At 36.7% G+C, this 16,469-nt stretch carries 20 protein-coding genes; 14 read left to right on the top strand and 6 right to left on the bottom strand.

What is annotated here, in order from left to right:
- Positions 1 to 13: 13 nt before the first annotated feature.
- Positions 14 to 382: a VOC family protein gene (locus AHA02nite_RS09760; RefSeq protein WP_146816809.1), complete on the top strand. Its 369-nt coding sequence runs from the start codon at positions 14 to 16 to the stop codon at positions 380 to 382.
- A 71-nt stretch (positions 383 to 453) separates the two neighbouring features.
- Positions 454 to 1,341 (top strand): diacylglycerol kinase, encoded by an 888-nt coding sequence (locus AHA02nite_RS09755; protein ID WP_146816807.1) that lies wholly within the window; start codon positions 454 to 456, stop codon positions 1,339 to 1,341.
- Positions 1,342 to 1,403: 62 nt separating this feature from the next.
- Here the strand turns inward: AHA02nite_RS09755 and AHA02nite_RS09750 are convergent, their stop codons facing one another.
- Positions 1,404 to 1,982, bottom strand: a complete 579-nt coding sequence (locus AHA02nite_RS09750) for a histidine phosphatase family protein (protein WP_146816805.1) — start codon at positions 1,980 to 1,982, stop codon at positions 1,404 to 1,406.
- A gap of 177 nt (positions 1,983 to 2,159) precedes the next feature.
- On the opposite strand from AHA02nite_RS09750, the gene rlmD reads away from it, so the two are divergent.
- Positions 2,160 to 3,548 (top strand): 23S rRNA (uracil(1939)-C(5))-methyltransferase RlmD, encoded by a 1,389-nt coding sequence (gene rlmD, locus AHA02nite_RS09745; RefSeq protein WP_146816803.1) that lies wholly within the window; start codon positions 2,160 to 2,162, stop codon positions 3,546 to 3,548.
- A gap of 77 nt (positions 3,549 to 3,625) precedes the next feature.
- Here the strand turns inward: rlmD and AHA02nite_RS09740 are convergent, their stop codons facing one another.
- The 3 genes from AHA02nite_RS09740 to AHA02nite_RS09730 all read right to left on the bottom strand — a co-directional run bounded on the left by AHA02nite_RS09740 (position 3,626) and on the right by AHA02nite_RS09730 (position 6,077).
- Positions 3,626 to 4,366 carry an amino acid ABC transporter ATP-binding protein gene (locus tag AHA02nite_RS09740; protein ID WP_146816802.1) on the bottom strand — a complete coding sequence of 247 codons (741 nt, stop codon included), beginning with the start codon at positions 4,364 to 4,366 and terminating at the stop codon, positions 3,626 to 3,628.
- Positions 4,367 to 4,383: 17 nt separating this feature from the next.
- A complete protein-coding gene (locus AHA02nite_RS09735) occupies positions 4,384 to 5,085 on the bottom strand; it encodes an amino acid ABC transporter permease (protein ID WP_146816800.1) in 702 nt (233 codons plus the stop codon).
- 95 nt (positions 5,086 to 5,180) lie between these two features.
- On the bottom strand, positions 5,181 to 6,077 hold the full coding sequence (locus AHA02nite_RS09730; protein WP_246118845.1) for a transporter substrate-binding domain-containing protein: 897 nt from the start codon (positions 6,075 to 6,077) through the stop codon (positions 5,181 to 5,183).
- A 532-nt stretch (positions 6,078 to 6,609) separates the two neighbouring features.
- Between AHA02nite_RS09730 and AHA02nite_RS09725 the strand changes: the two genes are divergently transcribed.
- The 6 genes from AHA02nite_RS09725 to AHA02nite_RS09700 all read left to right on the top strand — a co-directional run bounded on the left by AHA02nite_RS09725 (position 6,610) and on the right by AHA02nite_RS09700 (position 11,351).
- Complete coding sequence (locus AHA02nite_RS09725; RefSeq protein WP_146816796.1) at positions 6,610 to 7,608, top strand: tRNA dihydrouridine synthase; 999 nt, start codon at positions 6,610 to 6,612, stop codon at positions 7,606 to 7,608.
- Between the two features lie 117 nt (positions 7,609 to 7,725).
- Positions 7,726 to 8,475, top strand: coding sequence for an SDR family NAD(P)-dependent oxidoreductase (locus AHA02nite_RS09720; protein ID WP_146816794.1), 750 nt, complete (start codon positions 7,726 to 7,728; stop codon positions 8,473 to 8,475).
- A 235-nt stretch (positions 8,476 to 8,710) separates the two neighbouring features.
- A complete protein-coding gene (gene wrbA / locus AHA02nite_RS09715) occupies positions 8,711 to 9,322 on the top strand; it encodes an NAD(P)H:quinone oxidoreductase (RefSeq protein WP_029424963.1) in 612 nt (203 codons plus the stop codon).
- 107 nt (positions 9,323 to 9,429) lie between these two features.
- The gene (locus tag AHA02nite_RS09710; RefSeq protein WP_146816792.1) at positions 9,430 to 10,140 is read left to right on the top strand and encodes a GNAT family N-acetyltransferase; all 711 of its coding nucleotides are present in this window, start codon (positions 9,430 to 9,432) and stop codon (positions 10,138 to 10,140) included.
- Between the two features lie 78 nt (positions 10,141 to 10,218).
- A complete protein-coding gene (locus AHA02nite_RS09705; protein ID WP_146816790.1) occupies positions 10,219 to 10,527 on the top strand; it encodes a hypothetical protein in 309 nt (102 codons plus the stop codon).
- Positions 10,528 to 10,604: 77 nt separating this feature from the next.
- The gene (locus AHA02nite_RS09700) at positions 10,605 to 11,351 is read left to right on the top strand and encodes a class I SAM-dependent methyltransferase (RefSeq protein WP_146816788.1); all 747 of its coding nucleotides are present in this window, start codon (positions 10,605 to 10,607) and stop codon (positions 11,349 to 11,351) included.
- A gap of 53 nt (positions 11,352 to 11,404) precedes the next feature.
- Here AHA02nite_RS09700 and AHA02nite_RS09695 read toward each other — a convergent pair whose 3' ends face one another.
- Together AHA02nite_RS09695 and AHA02nite_RS09690 are read right to left on the bottom strand one after the other, a co-directional pair.
- The gene (locus AHA02nite_RS09695; RefSeq protein ID WP_146816786.1) at positions 11,405 to 12,229 is read right to left on the bottom strand and encodes a CPBP family intramembrane glutamic endopeptidase; all 825 of its coding nucleotides are present in this window, start codon (positions 12,227 to 12,229) and stop codon (positions 11,405 to 11,407) included.
- A gap of 27 nt (positions 12,230 to 12,256) precedes the next feature.
- The gene (locus tag AHA02nite_RS09690) at positions 12,257 to 12,625 is read right to left on the bottom strand and encodes a DUF4181 domain-containing protein (RefSeq protein WP_146816784.1); all 369 of its coding nucleotides are present in this window, start codon (positions 12,623 to 12,625) and stop codon (positions 12,257 to 12,259) included.
- A gap of 465 nt (positions 12,626 to 13,090) precedes the next feature.
- Between AHA02nite_RS09690 and AHA02nite_RS09685 the strand changes: the two genes are divergently transcribed.
- Genes AHA02nite_RS09685 through AHA02nite_RS09665 form a run of 5 tightly spaced genes read left to right on the top strand, consistent with a single transcriptional unit; the run spans position 13,091 to position 16,371 of the window.
- Complete coding sequence (locus AHA02nite_RS09685) at positions 13,091 to 13,495, top strand: VOC family protein (RefSeq protein WP_146816952.1); 405 nt, start codon at positions 13,091 to 13,093, stop codon at positions 13,493 to 13,495.
- Between the two features lie 15 nt (positions 13,496 to 13,510).
- Positions 13,511 to 13,978: an NUDIX hydrolase gene (locus AHA02nite_RS09680; protein ID WP_146816782.1), complete on the top strand. Its 468-nt coding sequence runs from the start codon at positions 13,511 to 13,513 to the stop codon at positions 13,976 to 13,978.
- Between the two features lie 20 nt (positions 13,979 to 13,998).
- A complete protein-coding gene (locus AHA02nite_RS09675) occupies positions 13,999 to 14,529 on the top strand; it encodes a GNAT family N-acetyltransferase (protein ID WP_146816780.1) in 531 nt (176 codons plus the stop codon).
- 15 nt (positions 14,530 to 14,544) lie between these two features.
- Positions 14,545 to 15,774 carry an MFS transporter gene (locus tag AHA02nite_RS09670; protein ID WP_146816778.1) on the top strand — a complete coding sequence of 410 codons (1,230 nt, stop codon included), beginning with the start codon at positions 14,545 to 14,547 and terminating at the stop codon, positions 15,772 to 15,774.
- Between the two features lie 3 nt (positions 15,775 to 15,777).
- The gene (locus AHA02nite_RS09665) at positions 15,778 to 16,371 is read left to right on the top strand and encodes a tetratricopeptide repeat protein (RefSeq protein WP_146816776.1); all 594 of its coding nucleotides are present in this window, start codon (positions 15,778 to 15,780) and stop codon (positions 16,369 to 16,371) included.
- Positions 16,372 to 16,469: the final 98 nt, after the last annotated feature.

The following is a 16,469-nucleotide window of genomic DNA, read 5'->3' as shown; positions in this document are numbered from 1 at the left end:
AGGAGAAACGCTAATGACTTTTACAGTAAAAAGGTTAGACCATGTACAATTAGCTGCACCTAGACATACAGAAGATGAAGCAAGACATTTTTTTGGAGAAATTCTTGGATTACCTGAACTTGAAAAACCAGAAGATTTGAAGAAACGTGGTGGCGTGTGGTTTGAACTTGGAGATCACCAGCTTCATATCGGTGTTGAAGAACCGTTCTCCCCAGCAGAAAAAGCTCATCCAGCTTTAGAAGTTGCCAATTTAGAAGGCTTAATGGCAAGGTTCGATGAGTATAACGTAGAGTATAAACAAGACGACAAGCTGCCAGGTGCTAACCGCATTTATACACAAGATCCATTTGGCAACCGTCTAGAAATTTTAGAGTGGGTGTAAATGCATATACTTCCATTTTCGAAGCTTTCGGAGTATAGTAAAGATATGAGAATACGAACGAAGGTGAGAATATGAAAAATGCTCGTGTAATATACAATCCAACTTCAGGTCGGGAAGCGATGAAAAAGGCGCTTCCTGATGTGTTAATACGTTTAGAAGAAGCGGGCTATGAAGCATCCGCTCATGCGACAACAGGGGAAGGCTGCGCAGCTGATGCAGCAGCTTTAGCATGTGAACGGCAGTTTGACTTAATCGTTGCAGCTGGTGGTGATGGCACAGTTAACGAAGTCGTTGATGGTATGGCAAAACAACCTTACCGCCCGAAACTCGGTATTATACCGATGGGAACAACGAATGACTTTGCCCGCGCCATTAAAGTTCCGCGTGATGTTGAACAAGCAATGGATATAATTATTGATGGACAGGCGAAAAAGCTTGATATCGGGAAAGTTAATGGCCATCACTTTATGAACATTGCTGGTGGCGGTAAAATTACCGAATTGACTTATGAAGTGCCTAGTAAACTAAAGACAGCATTAGGTCAGTTAGCTTATTACTTAAAAGGGGTCGAGATGTTACCTTCGATTCGTCCAACACATGCTCGAATTGAGTATGACGGTGAAGTGTTTGAAGGAGATATAATGCTCTTTTTAATCGCTAACACGAACTCAATTGGTGGCTTCGAAAAGTTAGCTCCAAATGCTGAAATGAATGACGGTTATTTTGATTTATTAATCTTGAAATCTACTAATATAGCAGAATTCATTATGTTAGCAAACAAAGCATTAAAAGGAAATCACATTCATGATGACAACATCATTTACACACATGCGAAAAAAGTAACAGTCGAAGCCGAAGAAGACGTCCAAGTTAACTTAGACGGTGAATATGGTGGTAAACTACCAGGCACGTTTGAAAACTTGTATCAGCACATTGAGTTTTTATTGCCGAAAGAATAAAATTGTACAAAGAGCTCAGAGTGATAAATCGCTCTGAGCTTAACTTTTGTATAAAACTCAATTTAACCTAGGTGAGTAGTACAATTATAAAGTCTACAATGCCAACGATCATCATTGTTTTGAAGAATGGTGAGAGATGTGTTATCAATATAAGTGGTCGTAAATTGTTCAGGGATTAAGTGTTGGAGGGTAATCCCGATTAAAGCACCATGACTTACAACTAAAATTCTTCTCCCGCTATACTCACGACGGACTTCTTCTAAAAATTCAATTCCTCGGTTTGCAACACTTTCAAACCTCTCCATTCCAAGGTCACAGTCACGCCAGTTACTTCCCCATATTTGAACTCTTTCCACTTCAGTTGTTCCCTCAATTTTCCCGCAATCTAACTCTCTTATTCTTTCATCAAAATTTTTAATAGGTAAATCAACTCTGCTACTAATAATATTTGCTGTTTCTTTTGCTCTAGTTAAATCACTAGAAATAATTAGGTCCCAGCTCTGTTCACTTAAAAGTCTATTACCCAATTCTATTGCTTGTTTTTCACCTTGATCATTTAACGGAATATCAGATATTCCTTGTGCCTTACCAAGACTATTCCACTCTGTAATACCATGTCTTATTAACCCTATTTCCGTCATAAGTTCCACCTCGATTCTTTTTCATAAATCCTTCTAAAAAAAGTGGTTTTCTCTTATTTAAATTTTAGCATAAAGTCACAGCCCTAAAATCTTTAGATATGTTTAAAAGGGAATTACTTTAATCTAACAACCCTTTTAGCTATAATGTTAAAAGACTAACATAAGGACGGATGAAACATGGGAAAAGCAAACGCACCAGTCAAGAAAAATCAATTTATCGATTTAACTTTTAGCGATCTTACACATGAAGGTGATGGGGTAGGCAAAATTGACGGCTACCCTGTATTTGTTCCATACGCATTACCAGGCGAGCAAGCGAAAGTTAAGATCATCAAAGTGAAAAAGAACCTTGCCTTTGGTAAGTTAATTGAGTTACACGAAGAAAGCCCAGACCGGATTGAGCCACCATGTGACGTATTTTATAAATGCGGTGGTTGCCAAATTCAACATATGACATATGAACGTCAATTAACGATGAAACAAAAACAAGTACAAGATGTCATGAAGAAAATAGCGCAAATGCCAGACGTACCAGTCCACCCAACAATCGGCATGGAAGAGCCATGGGCATACCGTAACAAAGTACAAATCCCAGTAGGAAAAAGGGACGGTAAAGTCATCACAGGCTTTTATCAAAAGCGTAGTCACAACATCATTGATATGGATACATGTCCAGTTCAAAGTGAATCAAATGACAACATTGTCCGCGAAATGCGTGCCATTATCGATGAATTAGAAATTGAACCATACAACGAAGAAACACATGAAGGCGTGATCCGTCACTTAGTGTTAAGAACGGGATATCACACAAATGAAGTGATGGTAGTCATCGTGACAAAAACGAAAGACTTGCCACACAAACAGGAGCTTATTGAGAAAATCAAACAGCTCGATTCGAATATTAAAGGTGTCATTCATAACATTAATCCGAAACAAACAAACGTCATTATGGGCCAAGAATCTAAGACGCTTTGGGGCGAAGATGTGATCATTGATAAAATTCATGACTTAGAATTCGCGATTTCAGCTCATTCATTTTATCAAGTGAACCCTGAACAAACTGAAAAACTCTATGATCAAGCATTAAAATATGCCGAGCTTTCAGGGCAAGAAACGGTCATCGATGCTTATTGTGGAATTGGCAGCATTTCACTGTTCTTAGCTCAACATGCGAAGAAAGTTTACGGTGTAGAAGTCGTACCACAAGCAGTCGATGATGCAAAGGCCAATGCGAAACGAAACCATATTGATAACGCTGAGTTTTACGTAGGTGAAGCGGAAAAAGTGATGCCTTGGTGGAAAACACAAGGATTAAACCCCGATGTAATCGTCGTTGACCCACCACGTAAAGGTTGTGATGAAGAGCTACTCCAAGCGATGATCGATATGCAGCCAGAACGGATCGTTTACGTATCGTGCAATCCTTCGACTTTAGCACGCGACTTGAAAATCCTATCTGAAGGCGGATTTGAAACGAAAGAGATTCAACCTGTTGATATGTTTCCGCAAAGTAACCATATTGAGAGTGTGGCAATGGTGGAGAAGAGAGTTGTAGCCCAACAATAAAGTTCGTAATAGTGTGTAAAAAACAAGGGAATCCCTTTATCAGGGGTTCCCTTGTTTTTCCTACAAGCTTTCCAAAACTATTCACTTAATAACTGCAAAAACTCCTTCGTTCTTTGCTTCTTCGGTGTCTCAAGTGCATCTTTTGCATTCCCGCTTTCTATAATATATCCTTCATCCATGAAAAATACTTTGTCGGCCACTCTTTTTGCAAAATTCATTTCATGAGTGACGATCACCATCGTTTGCCCTTCTTTAGCTAATGCCTCTATCACTCGAAGTACTTCTCGAACTAATTGAGGATCTAATGCCGAAGTCGGTTCATCAAATAATAAAACCTCAGGATTCATCATTAAAGACCTGGCAATGGCAGCACGCTGTTGTTGCCCTCCCGACAAGGAATCAGGATACTTATCTTTATGTTCAAACATCCCTACTTTTTTTAGAAGTTTTTCACCTTCTATAACTAGAGAATCTCTTTTTCTTCTTTGCACGATTAATGGCGCTTCAATAATATTTTCAATGACTGTCTTATGCGGAAATAAATGAAATCCTTGAAAGACCATCCCAGAATATTTACGTAACTCTTTCATTTCTTTTTTATCGAGTTTCTTTCCACTGAAATTTACCGCTTTATCCCCAATAGTAATGGAACCATAATTAGGTAGTTCTAATAGGTTTAAACAACGGAGCAGTGTCGTTTTCCCGGAACCCGAAGCGCCAATTAAACATACAACTTCCCCTTTTTGAACACTAAAATCAATCGACTCGAGGACAGTATTCTCACCGAAAGATTTTTTTAAATGTTTCACATCAATCATGACAAACAGCCCCTTTTCTAAGTTTTATTTAAATATCGGTTATAGCGCTTCTCTAATCGTTCTTGGAAATGACCAATAATAATACAAATGACCCAATAAATAAGGGCTGCGGTTATGTACATCGTCATACTTTCATACGTTCTTCCAGCAATGAGACGTGCCCCGTATAATAGTTCATGAACTGTAATAACCGATGCTAAAGATGTTCCTTTGACAACATCGAGAAAAATATTAAAGGTTGGAGGTAAAGCGATTCTAGTTGCTTGAGGAATAATAATTCTTCGCATCGTTTGCCAGTACCCCATCTGTAATGCTGCTGCAGATTCCCATTGCCCTCTTGGAACAGACATTAATGCGGAGCGAATGACCTCAGCATTGTAAGCGGCAAAGTTTAAACTAATTCCAACAATTCCTGCGGTGATTGGACTATCAAATTGAATACCGATTACCGGCAGGCCATAATATAAAATGAATAAAAAAACAAGTAGCGGAGTTCCACGCATAAATGAAATATAAATACGTGCTGGCCACCTCAAAAACCAAAAATTTGACATTCTCGCCATAGCTAAAAACAAGCCAAATATAAGCGCAAAAAACATACTAATTAATGCTATAAAAATTGTGATTTTTGCAGCATCTAATAAAAATGGGAGAGAATCCCATGCTAATTGTGGATCATAAAGATGCTCCCATTGAATATTTTTGAACCATTCAATCATCATAATCCTCCTTTCCAACATTGCTTTTCAATCCACACATGCATCATATGTATAAAAAGAGATACAAGGACGACCTTGTACCTCTCTTACTATCCTTAGTTTCCTTCTAAACTAACTACCTCATCTTGATCGACAGGCTCAGATGCATCTGCTCCGAAAAACTCTTGTGATAACTCTGCAACCGTGCCATCTTCTTTCATTTCTTGCAGAACTTCATCAATGACTTCCTTCAGTGAATTATTTCCCTTCAGCATTGGGAATGCACTTTCAGTTGCGTGAAACTTTACTTGTTCAGCAACTGCTAGACTGTCATCATCGAACCCTTCTAATGTTCGATGCAAGACAAGCACATCATTTAAGTAGGCATCTTGATTCTCATTAATAATATCTCTTAAAATAGCATCGACACCACCGTCATAAGCGGTCCCATCAGCACCAATGTTTTCTGCGAAGATTGCATAGTTACTTGTTAAAGAACCAAGTGCAACTGGAACTCCTTCTAAATCATAGGCTGATTCGAAATTCCCCATATCGTCTGATCGAACAATAACCGACCCATACGAAAACTTATAAGGTTCTGTAAAAGTGAAAATTTCTTCACGTTCTTCAGTGATTGCAAAATCATTCGAGGCAATATCAATCTGTCCATTCCTTAACGCAGGAAGGATCCCATCGAAATCCATCGTACTAAATTCGACTTCCACTCCTAAACGTTCCCCTATTTCACGCATCATTTCAACATCGAAACCAGTTAGTTCGTTATTTTCATCGTGATAAGTGACTGGTGCATATGTTCCTGATGTCCCTACGACAAGTTTGCCGGCTTCTTGAACATCTTGCCACAATGTATCTTCTCCATTGGCAGATTCCCCAGTTTCTTCTACCTCTGACGTATCACCTTGTGATCCGTCTTCATCTGCAGTACCACAAGCTGCAAGCAATACGATTGTTGATATAAATAAAACCGATAAAAACTTTTTCAAATTCTCCATCCTCCTAATCCCTATAATTCATAGTTGTTTAGTCAGGTTTAACAAATTAAATTCTACCACCAACTTTGAATTTAAGCAACAAAATAATGAACGAGTATTTCTAAAATTGTTTATAAAGAGGGCACTTTCCCTTTCTTTTCCAAGTCTTGAAAAATTTAAGTGTGATTAGTAAGTGAATAATTGTTAAAGGGGATATCATTACGATATGAAGTAAGCCAAGCAGACGTTACTTCCAAAACTTCTTGAATCGAAAATGCATCGGTTATACTTAATCAGACAGAGACATAGACACTTGGTTCAAATATATTGCTGAGGAGAGTAAATATGACACGATGTCAGAGAAGAACGTTTAACCAAAAATTCTTTTTTATGCTCTAGAAATAAACGGAAGGATATCTTAACCGATTTACCTTGCACTTTTCTCTTGTACCTATTAAAGTATATAATGGTTGAAAAACTATAAGATTGTTAGGAAACCTTAACGTTTAAATATTAGACAAGGGAAATTTGTAAGGAAAGGGGTCGAATTGAGATGAAAGATAATTTTTGGCATGAGTTACCACGACCGTTTTTCGTACTTGCACCAATGGAAGCTGTGACGGATGTCGTATTCCGCCATGTTATAAGTGAAGCGGCTAGACCAGATGTGTTTTTCACGGAGTTTGCCAATACGGAAAGCTACTGTCATCCAGAAGGGCGAGACAGCCTGCGTGGTCGTCTTACTTTCACTGAAGACGAGCAGCCGATTGTCGCTCATATTTGGGGAGATAAGCCCGAGTATTTCCGAGAAATGAGTATTGGGATGGCTGAGCTAGGTTTCAGAGGTATTGATATTAATATGGGTTGTCCAGCTCCTAATGTAGCACCAAAAGGAAAGGGCTGTGGGCTAATCAGACGCCCAGACGTTGCAGCGGACATTATTCAAGCTGCCAAAGCTGGTGGCTTACCTGTAAGTGTGAAGACGAGACTTGGATATACAGAAGTAGAGGAATGGCGTGACTGGCTGAAACACGTCCTTGAACAAGATATTGTCAATCTTTCTATCCATCTACGTACGAAAAAAGAAATGAGTAACGTTGATGCTCACTGGGAGCTCATTCCGGAGATCAAGAAGCTTCGTGATGAAGTAGCTCCTCATACGTTATTGACGATCAATGGTGATATTCCTGATCGTCAAAAAGGACTTGAGCTCGTAGAAAAATACGGTGTAGACGGCGTTATGATTGGACGCGGCGTTTTCCATAATCCGTTTGCGTTTGAAAAAGAGAAAAAAGAGCATACAAGTGATGAATTACTTGATCTTCTAAGGTTGCAGCTTGATCTTCATGATCAATATTCAGAGGAACTTGAGCCAAGGTTGTTTAAACCACTTCGACGCTTTTTCAAAATATATGTTCGCGGATTCCGCGGGTCAGCAGAGCTGCGCAACAAGTTAATGGATACGAACACTACTGATGAAGTTCGTGCATTACTTGATGAGTTTGAAGAGAACAATGAAATAACAGGAGATAAAAAGTTTATTATCTCTTAGTAAGGTGATGAGAGGAGACAGAATACTGTTTCCTCTCTTTTTTATCCTATCTCACCTGATTAATGGTAGTGAAAAAAGGAATACTTATAATGGATGAATTTTTTAGGAGGTATTCTAATGAGCAAAGTAGCAGTTATTACTGGTGGTGGAAGTGGTTTAGGTCGAGTGACAGCCAAACAGATGGCGGAAAAAGGTATTAATATAGTTGTTGTCGATGTCGATCAAGATAGCGGACAAGAAACTGTTGAATTAGTTAAACAAGCAGGGGCTGATGCTTTTTTCGTAAAAGCGGATGTGTCAAAAGCTGATGAAGTTAAAAAATACGTTGACCAAACTGTAGAGAAATATGGAACAATTGATTATTTCTTTAATAACGCCGGAATCTCAGGTAGTGGGAAGTTATTTTTAGAAACAGATGTTGATGAAATTAATAAAATTGTTGAGATTAATATGCTCGGAGCCTTGTATGGGATGCATTATGTGGCTGATGTGATGGTGAAAAACGGTGGAGGTTCGATCGTCAATACTTCATCAAGTGCAGGAGTCATTGGCCAAAGTACAGTCGTCACTTACTCAGCTACAAAACATGGTATTGTTGGCATGACGAAAAGTATGGTGGCTGAATATGCGAAAGATGGCTTACGCGTTAATGCCATTGCACCAGGCCCAACCGAAACACCAATGGTTAAGAAATATTTTGAAGATAATCCAGAAATGAAAGAAAGCGCAGAGCAAGGCATTCCACAAAAAAGATTAGGGACACCTGAAGAAGTAGCTGAACTCGTCACATTCTTACTTACATCATATGCACCATATATTAATGGAGATGTGATTAGGATCGATGGTGGTTTTACAAGTACGAAATAAGAGAAGTTGTATTAGAAGCTCGGTTTGGTTTAACTAACCCGAGCTTTTTTTATTATAAACATTTATCTTGAATTCAAGATAAAATAAGTTTATGATACTCATTAGAGGTTAAAATTACTATTAACCTTTTAACTGGTGGAGGTGGTTTCATTAGTTTCTCTGAAAAATAATGAAAGTAGGTGTCGTTATGGGGTTATTAGATAAAATTTTTGGAAAAACAAAGGAGAGTCAAGATATGTCAAATGTTAAATTAGCAGTAGTATTTTATAGTATGGGTGGAACAAATTACGAAATGGCTAAATGGGCTGCAGAAGGTGCAAAAGAATCAGGTGCAGACGTAAAAGTGTTGAAGGTTGAAGAATTAGCACCTCAGTCAGTAATTGATGAAAATGAAGCATGGAAAGCAACTGTAGAAGCTACAAAAGATGTACCAGTAGCTACTTCAGATGATATCGAGTGGGCAGATGCGATTATCTTCAGCGTACCAACTCGTTTTGGTAACTTGCCTGCACAAATGAAGCAATTCCTAGATACGCAAGGTGGCCTTTGGGCAAGTGGTAAAACAGTTAATAAAGTCGTAAGTGGTATGAGTTCTGCACAAAACCCACATGGTGGTCAAGAAGCAACATTATTATCACTTTATACATCTATGATGCATTGGGGCGCGATTATTGCTGCACCAGGTTATTCAGATCCTGTTATTTTTGGAGCTGGAGGAAACCCATACGGAACGAGTGTAACAGTCGACCAAGAAGGTAATATGGTTGAAGATGTTGAAGGTGCTGTTAAACATCAAGCGAAACGTACGGTTAACATTGCACAATCAGTGAAAAACGGAAACCAATAAATAGATTTCGATTATAATCTAATAAACTAGTATTTAAAAAGCACGCATTTGTGATTACAATTAACGTAAACAAATGCGTGCTTTGTTTTGTTTAAGGGGAGTTGGCAGTGAAAATCTTTAAAGACCTTGAATCTTTTAATGTTCAAGTGTTAATTAATCAGAATACAGTTATATTAGAGAAGTTTGATGACAATATTGAACAAGCAAAAGAAGCTGATTTATTAGTGTATAATTTGTGCAAAGAACTAGATCAAACGCCATACAATCGGATCTTATTTGAATGTCGAACAGAAATGTATGATCAGTTCCCTAAGATAAATAAATTGTTGAAGGTACAAGGTAAAAGAGTAGTTTATACAAACACTTTAGAAAAGTTACCGCTCCCGCATTATGATTATGACGTCTGGTCAGTAATTAATCCAAAGTCGATTGAATTCCTCTCAAAGATTATGGCGGTTGATTATGACAGAGCTGAGCAGTTTCTAGAGGGAATGAAGCAAGAATTACCTAACCAGGCGGACCAAATGTTCACTGTTTACGTAGAAGATGGACAGCCTGTCGGGGTTGTACTCCCTCATATTGAGCCTAATACAGATCAAGAAGGGAGAATCTTTTGGATGGGAGTTCATTCGAAATTTTTAGGAAAAGGTTATGGGAAGATTCTTCATGCCATTAGCCTTGAGAGATTGCGTAATGAGTTTAATGCTAAGTCATATCTTGGAGTTACAGAGGAAGACAATAAACCGATGAGAAATATAATGAAAGCTAATGGGTGTGAAGAAAAATACACCGTTGTATCTTACCGGTTCACCATTTGATTTTTTGTGAAATATTGCCACCACCTATTGTTTCTTGTACGATAGACTGAAATGGAAGAATTTGAATGGGGTCGTCCAATGACAATCGTTAAAAAACCAAATATCTATTTAACTTTAGGTATTCTAATACTAATTACGGTAGCTTTTCTAAGCATAGCAATCGAAATCAACACAGTTGTACTTTTAACTATAATTTTCTTTTCAATTGTTTTAATGACGGTTTCTAACCAAGTTAATGAAGGCAATTCAATCTTCTTAAACCTACTAGAAATAGCGATTAATCTTATACTTCTGGCATTAATTTTAATCTTAGGGGAGCAGTTGATGACCAGGATCCTTTTAATAGGTTTATTTGTTCTCAATATTTATATCTTTAGAAAATTGTAAAGTGAGGGAAAGGCGATGGGGATTTTGAATTTCTAATTAGACCTGTAATTTAATCAAAAATTACAGGAGGTTATGATATGGAATCAAAATGGGTAAAACCTTTTTACAATCGACAATTTGAGATGTTTGCTTATTTACATGAGTACAGTGAGAACTATTTAGATTGGGCTAAAGAAATTGAACAACAAGTTAATCAGCCGTTTCAGTCGGTTTTAGAAATTGGGGCTGGTAACGGTCATCTCGCAAAAGCAGTGGCTTCGTTAGGAAAAGATGTGACCACTGTTGAGTTAGTCCCTGATTTAGTGGATTTCGCAAGGCAAGACGAACCTCTGGGTGTCACGTCTATTTGCGCTAGTTTTTATGATGTCGATCTAATTGATTCATTCGATGTTCTATTGTATATCGACGGTTTTGGAGTCGATGGTGATGACGAACAACTCTATTTATTAAAGCGAATTAATCAGTGGCTTAAACCTAATGGCGTTGGGTTGATCGATATTTACAACCCGAACTATTGGAAAAAGGCAGCTGGGCAATCGATGTATATTGATCCGTCCAAAAGTGTTTTACGTAAATACGACTATGATCAAGAAAATCAAAGAATGGTCGACACGTGGTGGGAAGAAGGAGCACCCGATGACACATACACACAGACATTAGCGTGTTATAAACCTAATGAGATTGAAAGTTTGTGTGATCAGGCAGGACTGAAAATTGTTGGTTGGTTCCCAGGTGGAGCAATGGACTGGGATGAGTGGAAGTATAATCCGAAAGCATCTTTAGAAGACTGTTTATCCTATCGAATTAAAGTTGTAAAATCTTAAACTCGTAAACTAAAAAGCAGTTAAACAGCTATATGCTGTCTAACTGCTTTTTATTAATCGATCGGAAATTGGTTTGCTCTCACATAACTCCAATTATTCCTTGAGAAGTAAATAAACCAAAAGAGACCAATAGTTAGTAAAATAGCGCCAATTAAAACTAATGTGGTGAAATTTAGCTCTTCAAGTAAATGTACTCCAAATCCTAAATTTACTTGAACTATTTCTGTCGCATACGCAAAGATGTTATAAATCATATGTAAGATGACAGGTATAATTAAACTTCCTGTTTTAATAAATATGAGACACAAAATAATCCCTGTTAGCGTTGCCCCGATGAAGTTTGGCCCATGAAGTAACCCAAATAGGACTGAGGAAATTATGACACCTTTCGTTACACCAAACTTATAGCTCATTCTCCCAAATAAAAATCCTCTGAAAATAATCTCTTCAAAAATTGGTGCAACGACGATGGTTATGACTAAATTAAGAAGTAAGATCATAAGAGTCAGTTCTACTTCGTTAATTTCTAAAATAAAAGACCTAGTACTTTCTGATAGAAATTGCCACAAAATCGCAGTGACAATCGTGATTGCACCTAGGCTATAAAGCGTCATGAAAACAATAGCACTAGAGTAGTTTTTGGCTGAGAAACTACTTTCAGATTTACGAAACAAGTCCTTAAGTTGATAATCTTCATCTTGTAATTTCGCTCTAAACCATAGAAGTGGTATAAGGTATAAAGCTACGAATGAAGTAATGATCGGTCTATATTCTAGTGGAATTCTAATAATCATCAGTACAATAGATACACCGATAAACGCTAAAACACTCCATAAAATAATCCATCTCGTCTTGGCATCTTGAAAAACGTAATTCAAAAATAACAATCCCCCTAATGTGAAAATCTATAGTTCCAATACTAAAGTAAATAGTAATGATAATCCGAACAGAGCAATGACCATTCCAAGCTGATTTAGAATTAACATCCATTCCTTTGAGCTTTTAGCGTAGTAATAATACATTATTAATCTTCCAGCTAATAATGCAAATAACATAGCAAGCACTAAAAAGAAATTGGTCGGGTACGTCGTTTGAAGTATGAAGAAAACGAACACAATGACAATCCCAATATCAATCGCAATATGTAATTTGTTAAACCAACTTAAAACACCCACGAATGTATCTCTAATATCATATTTGTTTCTTAACCATTTGTCCGTGTAATGGCCGATAATGAAGACTAGTGCTACAGTCAGCAATACAATCATATTCATATTAACCTCTCCTTACTGACTGCACTAAACGTAAATTATGAACAGTCGCTTTACTGTATGTTATAAAACACAGTATTTCTTTAGATTTTACTTTTTTTGAAATATTAGGTCAATTGGATCAGCACAGTTTGATTTAAAAGTTTTCTAATTTTTAACAATAGATGTTTGAATATTGTTAAAATGGTGTTAGACCTTTGGGGAGAAGGAGGGGTTCACATGAAAACTTTAGTGTGGTCTGCTTTTGGAGCTGTATGTTTATATTTTGTTTCGTTAATAACTCTATCACCAATACTTTCATCCATATTTGGATATTCAACTGTTGAAGGTTCATACCATCTACATACACATGTATTACTCTTGGCACTAATCTTTACAGTAATTGCTTGTACCATTATTGGGTCAAATTATATTCTAGAAGAATTCAAGAAGGTCAATGAGCAAAACAAAGATGTTCGAGAAGAGCATATGAAGTTTAATGACTTTAATGCTTCACAAGTTAGAATCGCTAGACCAACTGATCAATTTGAAGCAGTCATCGACTTTTATAAAAATGGTTTAGGTTTAGCAGAAATTGAGCGGTTTAAGGGTCACAGTGGCTATGAAGGTATTATTTTAGGATTGCCAGATGTAAGTTACCATTTAGAATTTACTCGACATGTTGACGGGAGTCCTTGTCCTGCACCTACTAAAGATAATTTATTAGTTTTCTATATTACAGAACAAGAAGAGATTAATAAAGTTGTAAGTCACCTTAACGAAATGGGTTATGGGGATGTGGAGCCTGAAAATGAATATTGGAGAGAAAAGGGCGTCACTATAGAGGATCCAGATGGTTGGCGGGTTGTATTAATGAACAGGTCATATGAATAAGCTAGGAGGTTTTGTATGGATGCAGTTTTTAAAACAGAAGAAGGAATTTTCAACTACCGTGTTGCTGGAGTTTTAATTCATAATGATTGTGTACTTTTACATAAAGACAAGGAAGATGACTTCTGGGCTTTGCCAGGTGGGAGAGTAGAGGTGACTGAAGAGGCTTCAAAGGCTGTTGGTCGAGAGTTTAAAGAGGAAATAGGTGTCGATATACAAGTTGAAAAGTTACTATGGTCAGCCGAAAACTTCTTCACTTACAGAGAATCTAGCTACCATGAAATTGGGTTTTATTTTAAAGTGAAAGAATCTGATAACGGGTTACCACAGCAAGAAGTGTTTTATGGAAAAGAGGGCGAAAAAGATTTAATTTACAAATGGGTACGATTAGATCAATTGAAAGACTACTCTGTACAGCCTGAATTTATAAAAGAAGAATTGAAAGAGTTAAATTCTAGTTCGAAGCATATTGTTGTACACGATTGAATTTTAGGGAGGGATCCTCAATGTTCTCATCAAACAGATTATATTTAAGAAAAGTAGAAATGGAAGACACGGAGCTTTATCAGTCTTGGCGAAATGATGTGGATGTCATGTATTCAACTAACCCTTCACTAGATGTTTACTCATATGAAGATACAAGAAGATTTGTAGAAAATGTACTCGTAAATTCCAACACTTCCAAAAGCTATATCATTGTAGAAAGAAATGGTGAAACTCCAATAGGCATTACATCTTTAATTAACATGGATTATAAAAATAGAAACGCCGAGTGTATTATTGATTTGGGGAACAAACAATATTGGGGTAAAGGGTATGCGAAAGAAGCATTAACCCTATTGTTAAATTACGCGTTTATGGAACAAAACTTACACAGAGTTTCACTGAAAGTTTTTGATTTTAATGAGGCGGCCATACACCTTTATCAAAAGCTAGGATTTAAGGAAGAGGGACGTAGCAGGGAAGCTTTGTATAGGGGCGGTAATTGGCGTGACATTATACACATGGGTTTATTAAAGGACGAGTTTAATAACTAGTATGGAGGTAGAACGATGAGTCATAGATTACAACAATGGAAAAATCCTATCGTTCTACTATCCTCATTAGGACTTGCTAATGTTGGAGATTTTATCTATCTTGTGGCGATCAATATTATTGTGTATCAAATGACTGGATCGGCTACAGCTGTTGCGCTACTTTGGATCATTGGTCCATTAACGAACATTTTAACGAAATTTTGGACTGGGAGTTATATCGATTTTCGAAGTAAAAGAAAGATTATGATTCAGACATACATAGCACGTGGTCTACTCATTATGATGATCCCATTAGCACCTAGTGTTGTTGTTATCTATATATTATTAGTATTTCTAAGTATTGCAAGAGCCTTCTTTAGGCCTTCTTCTATGACATACACAACAATGCTTGTTCCGATCGAGATGCGGAAAAGATTTAACGGTATTCGATCGTTCACATCCTCATCCGCCTTTATCATTGGTCCTTCCATAGGTGGTTCACTCATTTTATTAACGAGTGTTAACGCTACACTTTGGGTTAACGGTTTTTTATTTATTATAGCTACTTTAATTTTAATTATTTTACCTGATTTAGATGAACGAGAAAAATCATCGATTCCTAAATTGACGACTCACCAAATTAAAGAGGATTTTTCACTTGTACTAAAGTTCTTTAGTGAAAATAAATATATATCATTTATTTATATTACTTTTATTTTAATTATGGTTGCGACTTTCGCGATGGATTCACAGGAAGTTGTCTTCACCCAACAAGTTATTGGTTTGTCCGAATTCGAGTATAGTTTGTTAATTAGTATTACTGGTATAGGGTCAGTCACTGGTGGAGTGGTTCTATCAATATTTTCAAAGCATTTTTCTTTAAGGTATATGATTGCTGTCGGTGTGATTATGTCATCTATTGGTTATCTAGTTTATGCTTTTTCGTGGTCATTTCTGTCAATTACGGCTGGGTTTATCGTATTAGGCTTTTTCCTTGTCTTTTTAAATGCAGGAATCACGACTTTTTACCAGAATAATGTCCCAGTAGATTTAATGGGACGAATTACAAGCATTACTCAACTCATTCAAAGCATCGCTCAAATTTTGCTTATATTAATAGTCGGTTTCTTAGGGGATGTCATTTCATTAAGGATGACGATTGTAAGCCTTGCTTCATTCATGTTTATGTCTGCACTAGTTTACAGTTTATTTTTATTTAAACCGAACTATAAAGGTTTTTACAAAGAAGAAAAAGAAGGTGTTTAGAGCTTGAAGGAAGAAGAGGGAGTTAAAGTGACACTTGATAAGTTAAAAGAAGAGTTATCGTATATAAATAAGTTTGTCTATTTTGATGAAGATGATTACTTACGTGAAAAAGTTTCTAACTCATCAAAAGTGAATGAGTTGATTAAGGAAGCTGAACAAATGTTAAGAACTTGTGAGATAGAAGAAGATCAATATTTTATACAAGGAATTTTAGGTAATTTATATAGAGTAAGTGAATTACCTAAACGTGCCATTCATTACTTAAAACAGTGCTATGAATACGCAGTGCATCATAATGTAATGAAGAAAGAAATTGTAACGCTTATTCGTTTAGGTGAAGCTTATAAGTATAATTCTCAACATAAGCATGCTATTAAGTTGTTTGATGAATCAATTAGTAAATGTAAATCGTCTAATGAGACACACTTTTTAGATTTTGCTTTACAACATAAAGGGAAGTGTTTAATAGAGTTGAGACAGTTTGACCAAGCAGAGCAATGCTTAAATGAGGCATATGATTTGAGAGTACTGAAAGGCAACGATGAGTTATTGAGTTCTACAAAACAAGCATTGGATTTATTAGTAAGCTTACGTTGATTATTAGTTCTAGAATGCAACAAGGTAGTTGTTGCACTCTATTTTTGAGATAAATATCTTGACTGACGATTATATCGTAAATTAAGATATAATTGTAA

The sequence above is a fragment of the Alkalibacillus haloalkaliphilus genome, assembly GCF_007991275.1.
GTDB lineage: Bacteria > Bacillota > Bacilli > Bacillales > Alkalibacillaceae > Alkalibacillus > Alkalibacillus haloalkaliphilus.
Note: the sequence above shows the minus strand (reverse complement) of the source record. Positions and strands in the feature narration are given on the sequence as shown.

Excerpts from the sequence above, each read along its gene's own strand:
- AHA02nite_RS09670 (WP_146816778.1), top strand. The coding sequence starts at position 14,545 with ATGAGTCATAGATTACAACAATGGAAAAATCCTATCGTTCTACTATCC.
- AHA02nite_RS09685 (WP_146816952.1), top strand. The coding sequence starts at position 13,091 with ATGAAGTTTAATGACTTTAATGCTTCACAAGTTAGAATCGCTAGACCA.
- AHA02nite_RS09720 (WP_146816794.1), top strand. The coding sequence starts at position 7,726 with ATGAGCAAAGTAGCAGTTATTACTGGTGGTGGAAGTGGTTTAGGTCGA.
- AHA02nite_RS09750 (WP_146816805.1), bottom strand. The coding sequence starts at position 1,982 with ATGACGGAAATAGGGTTAATAAGACATGGTATTACAGAGTGGAATAGT.
- AHA02nite_RS09725 (WP_146816796.1), top strand. The coding sequence starts at position 6,610 with ATGAAAGATAATTTTTGGCATGAGTTACCACGACCGTTTTTCGTACTT.
- wrbA (WP_029424963.1), top strand. The coding sequence starts at position 8,711 with ATGTCAAATGTTAAATTAGCAGTAGTATTTTATAGTATGGGTGGAACA.
- AHA02nite_RS09675 (WP_146816780.1), top strand. The coding sequence starts at position 13,999 with ATGTTCTCATCAAACAGATTATATTTAAGAAAAGTAGAAATGGAAGAC.
- rlmD (WP_146816803.1), top strand. The coding sequence starts at position 2,160 with ATGGGAAAAGCAAACGCACCAGTCAAGAAAAATCAATTTATCGATTTA.
- AHA02nite_RS09735 (WP_146816800.1), bottom strand. The coding sequence starts at position 5,085 with ATGATTGAATGGTTCAAAAATATTCAATGGGAGCATCTTTATGATCCA.
- AHA02nite_RS09700 (WP_146816788.1), top strand. The coding sequence starts at position 10,605 with ATGGAATCAAAATGGGTAAAACCTTTTTACAATCGACAATTTGAGATG.
- AHA02nite_RS09740 (WP_146816802.1), bottom strand. The coding sequence starts at position 4,366 with ATGATTGATGTGAAACATTTAAAAAAATCTTTCGGTGAGAATACTGTC.
- AHA02nite_RS09680 (WP_146816782.1), top strand. The coding sequence starts at position 13,511 with ATGGATGCAGTTTTTAAAACAGAAGAAGGAATTTTCAACTACCGTGTT.
- AHA02nite_RS09760 (WP_146816809.1), top strand. The coding sequence starts at position 14 with ATGACTTTTACAGTAAAAAGGTTAGACCATGTACAATTAGCTGCACCT.
- AHA02nite_RS09690 (WP_146816784.1), bottom strand. The coding sequence starts at position 12,625 with ATGAATATGATTGTATTGCTGACTGTAGCACTAGTCTTCATTATCGGC.
- AHA02nite_RS09730 (WP_246118845.1), bottom strand. The coding sequence starts at position 6,077 with ATGGAGAATTTGAAAAAGTTTTTATCGGTTTTATTTATATCAACAATC.
- AHA02nite_RS09755 (WP_146816807.1), top strand. The coding sequence starts at position 454 with ATGAAAAATGCTCGTGTAATATACAATCCAACTTCAGGTCGGGAAGCG.
- AHA02nite_RS09705 (WP_146816790.1), top strand. The coding sequence starts at position 10,219 with ATGACAATCGTTAAAAAACCAAATATCTATTTAACTTTAGGTATTCTA.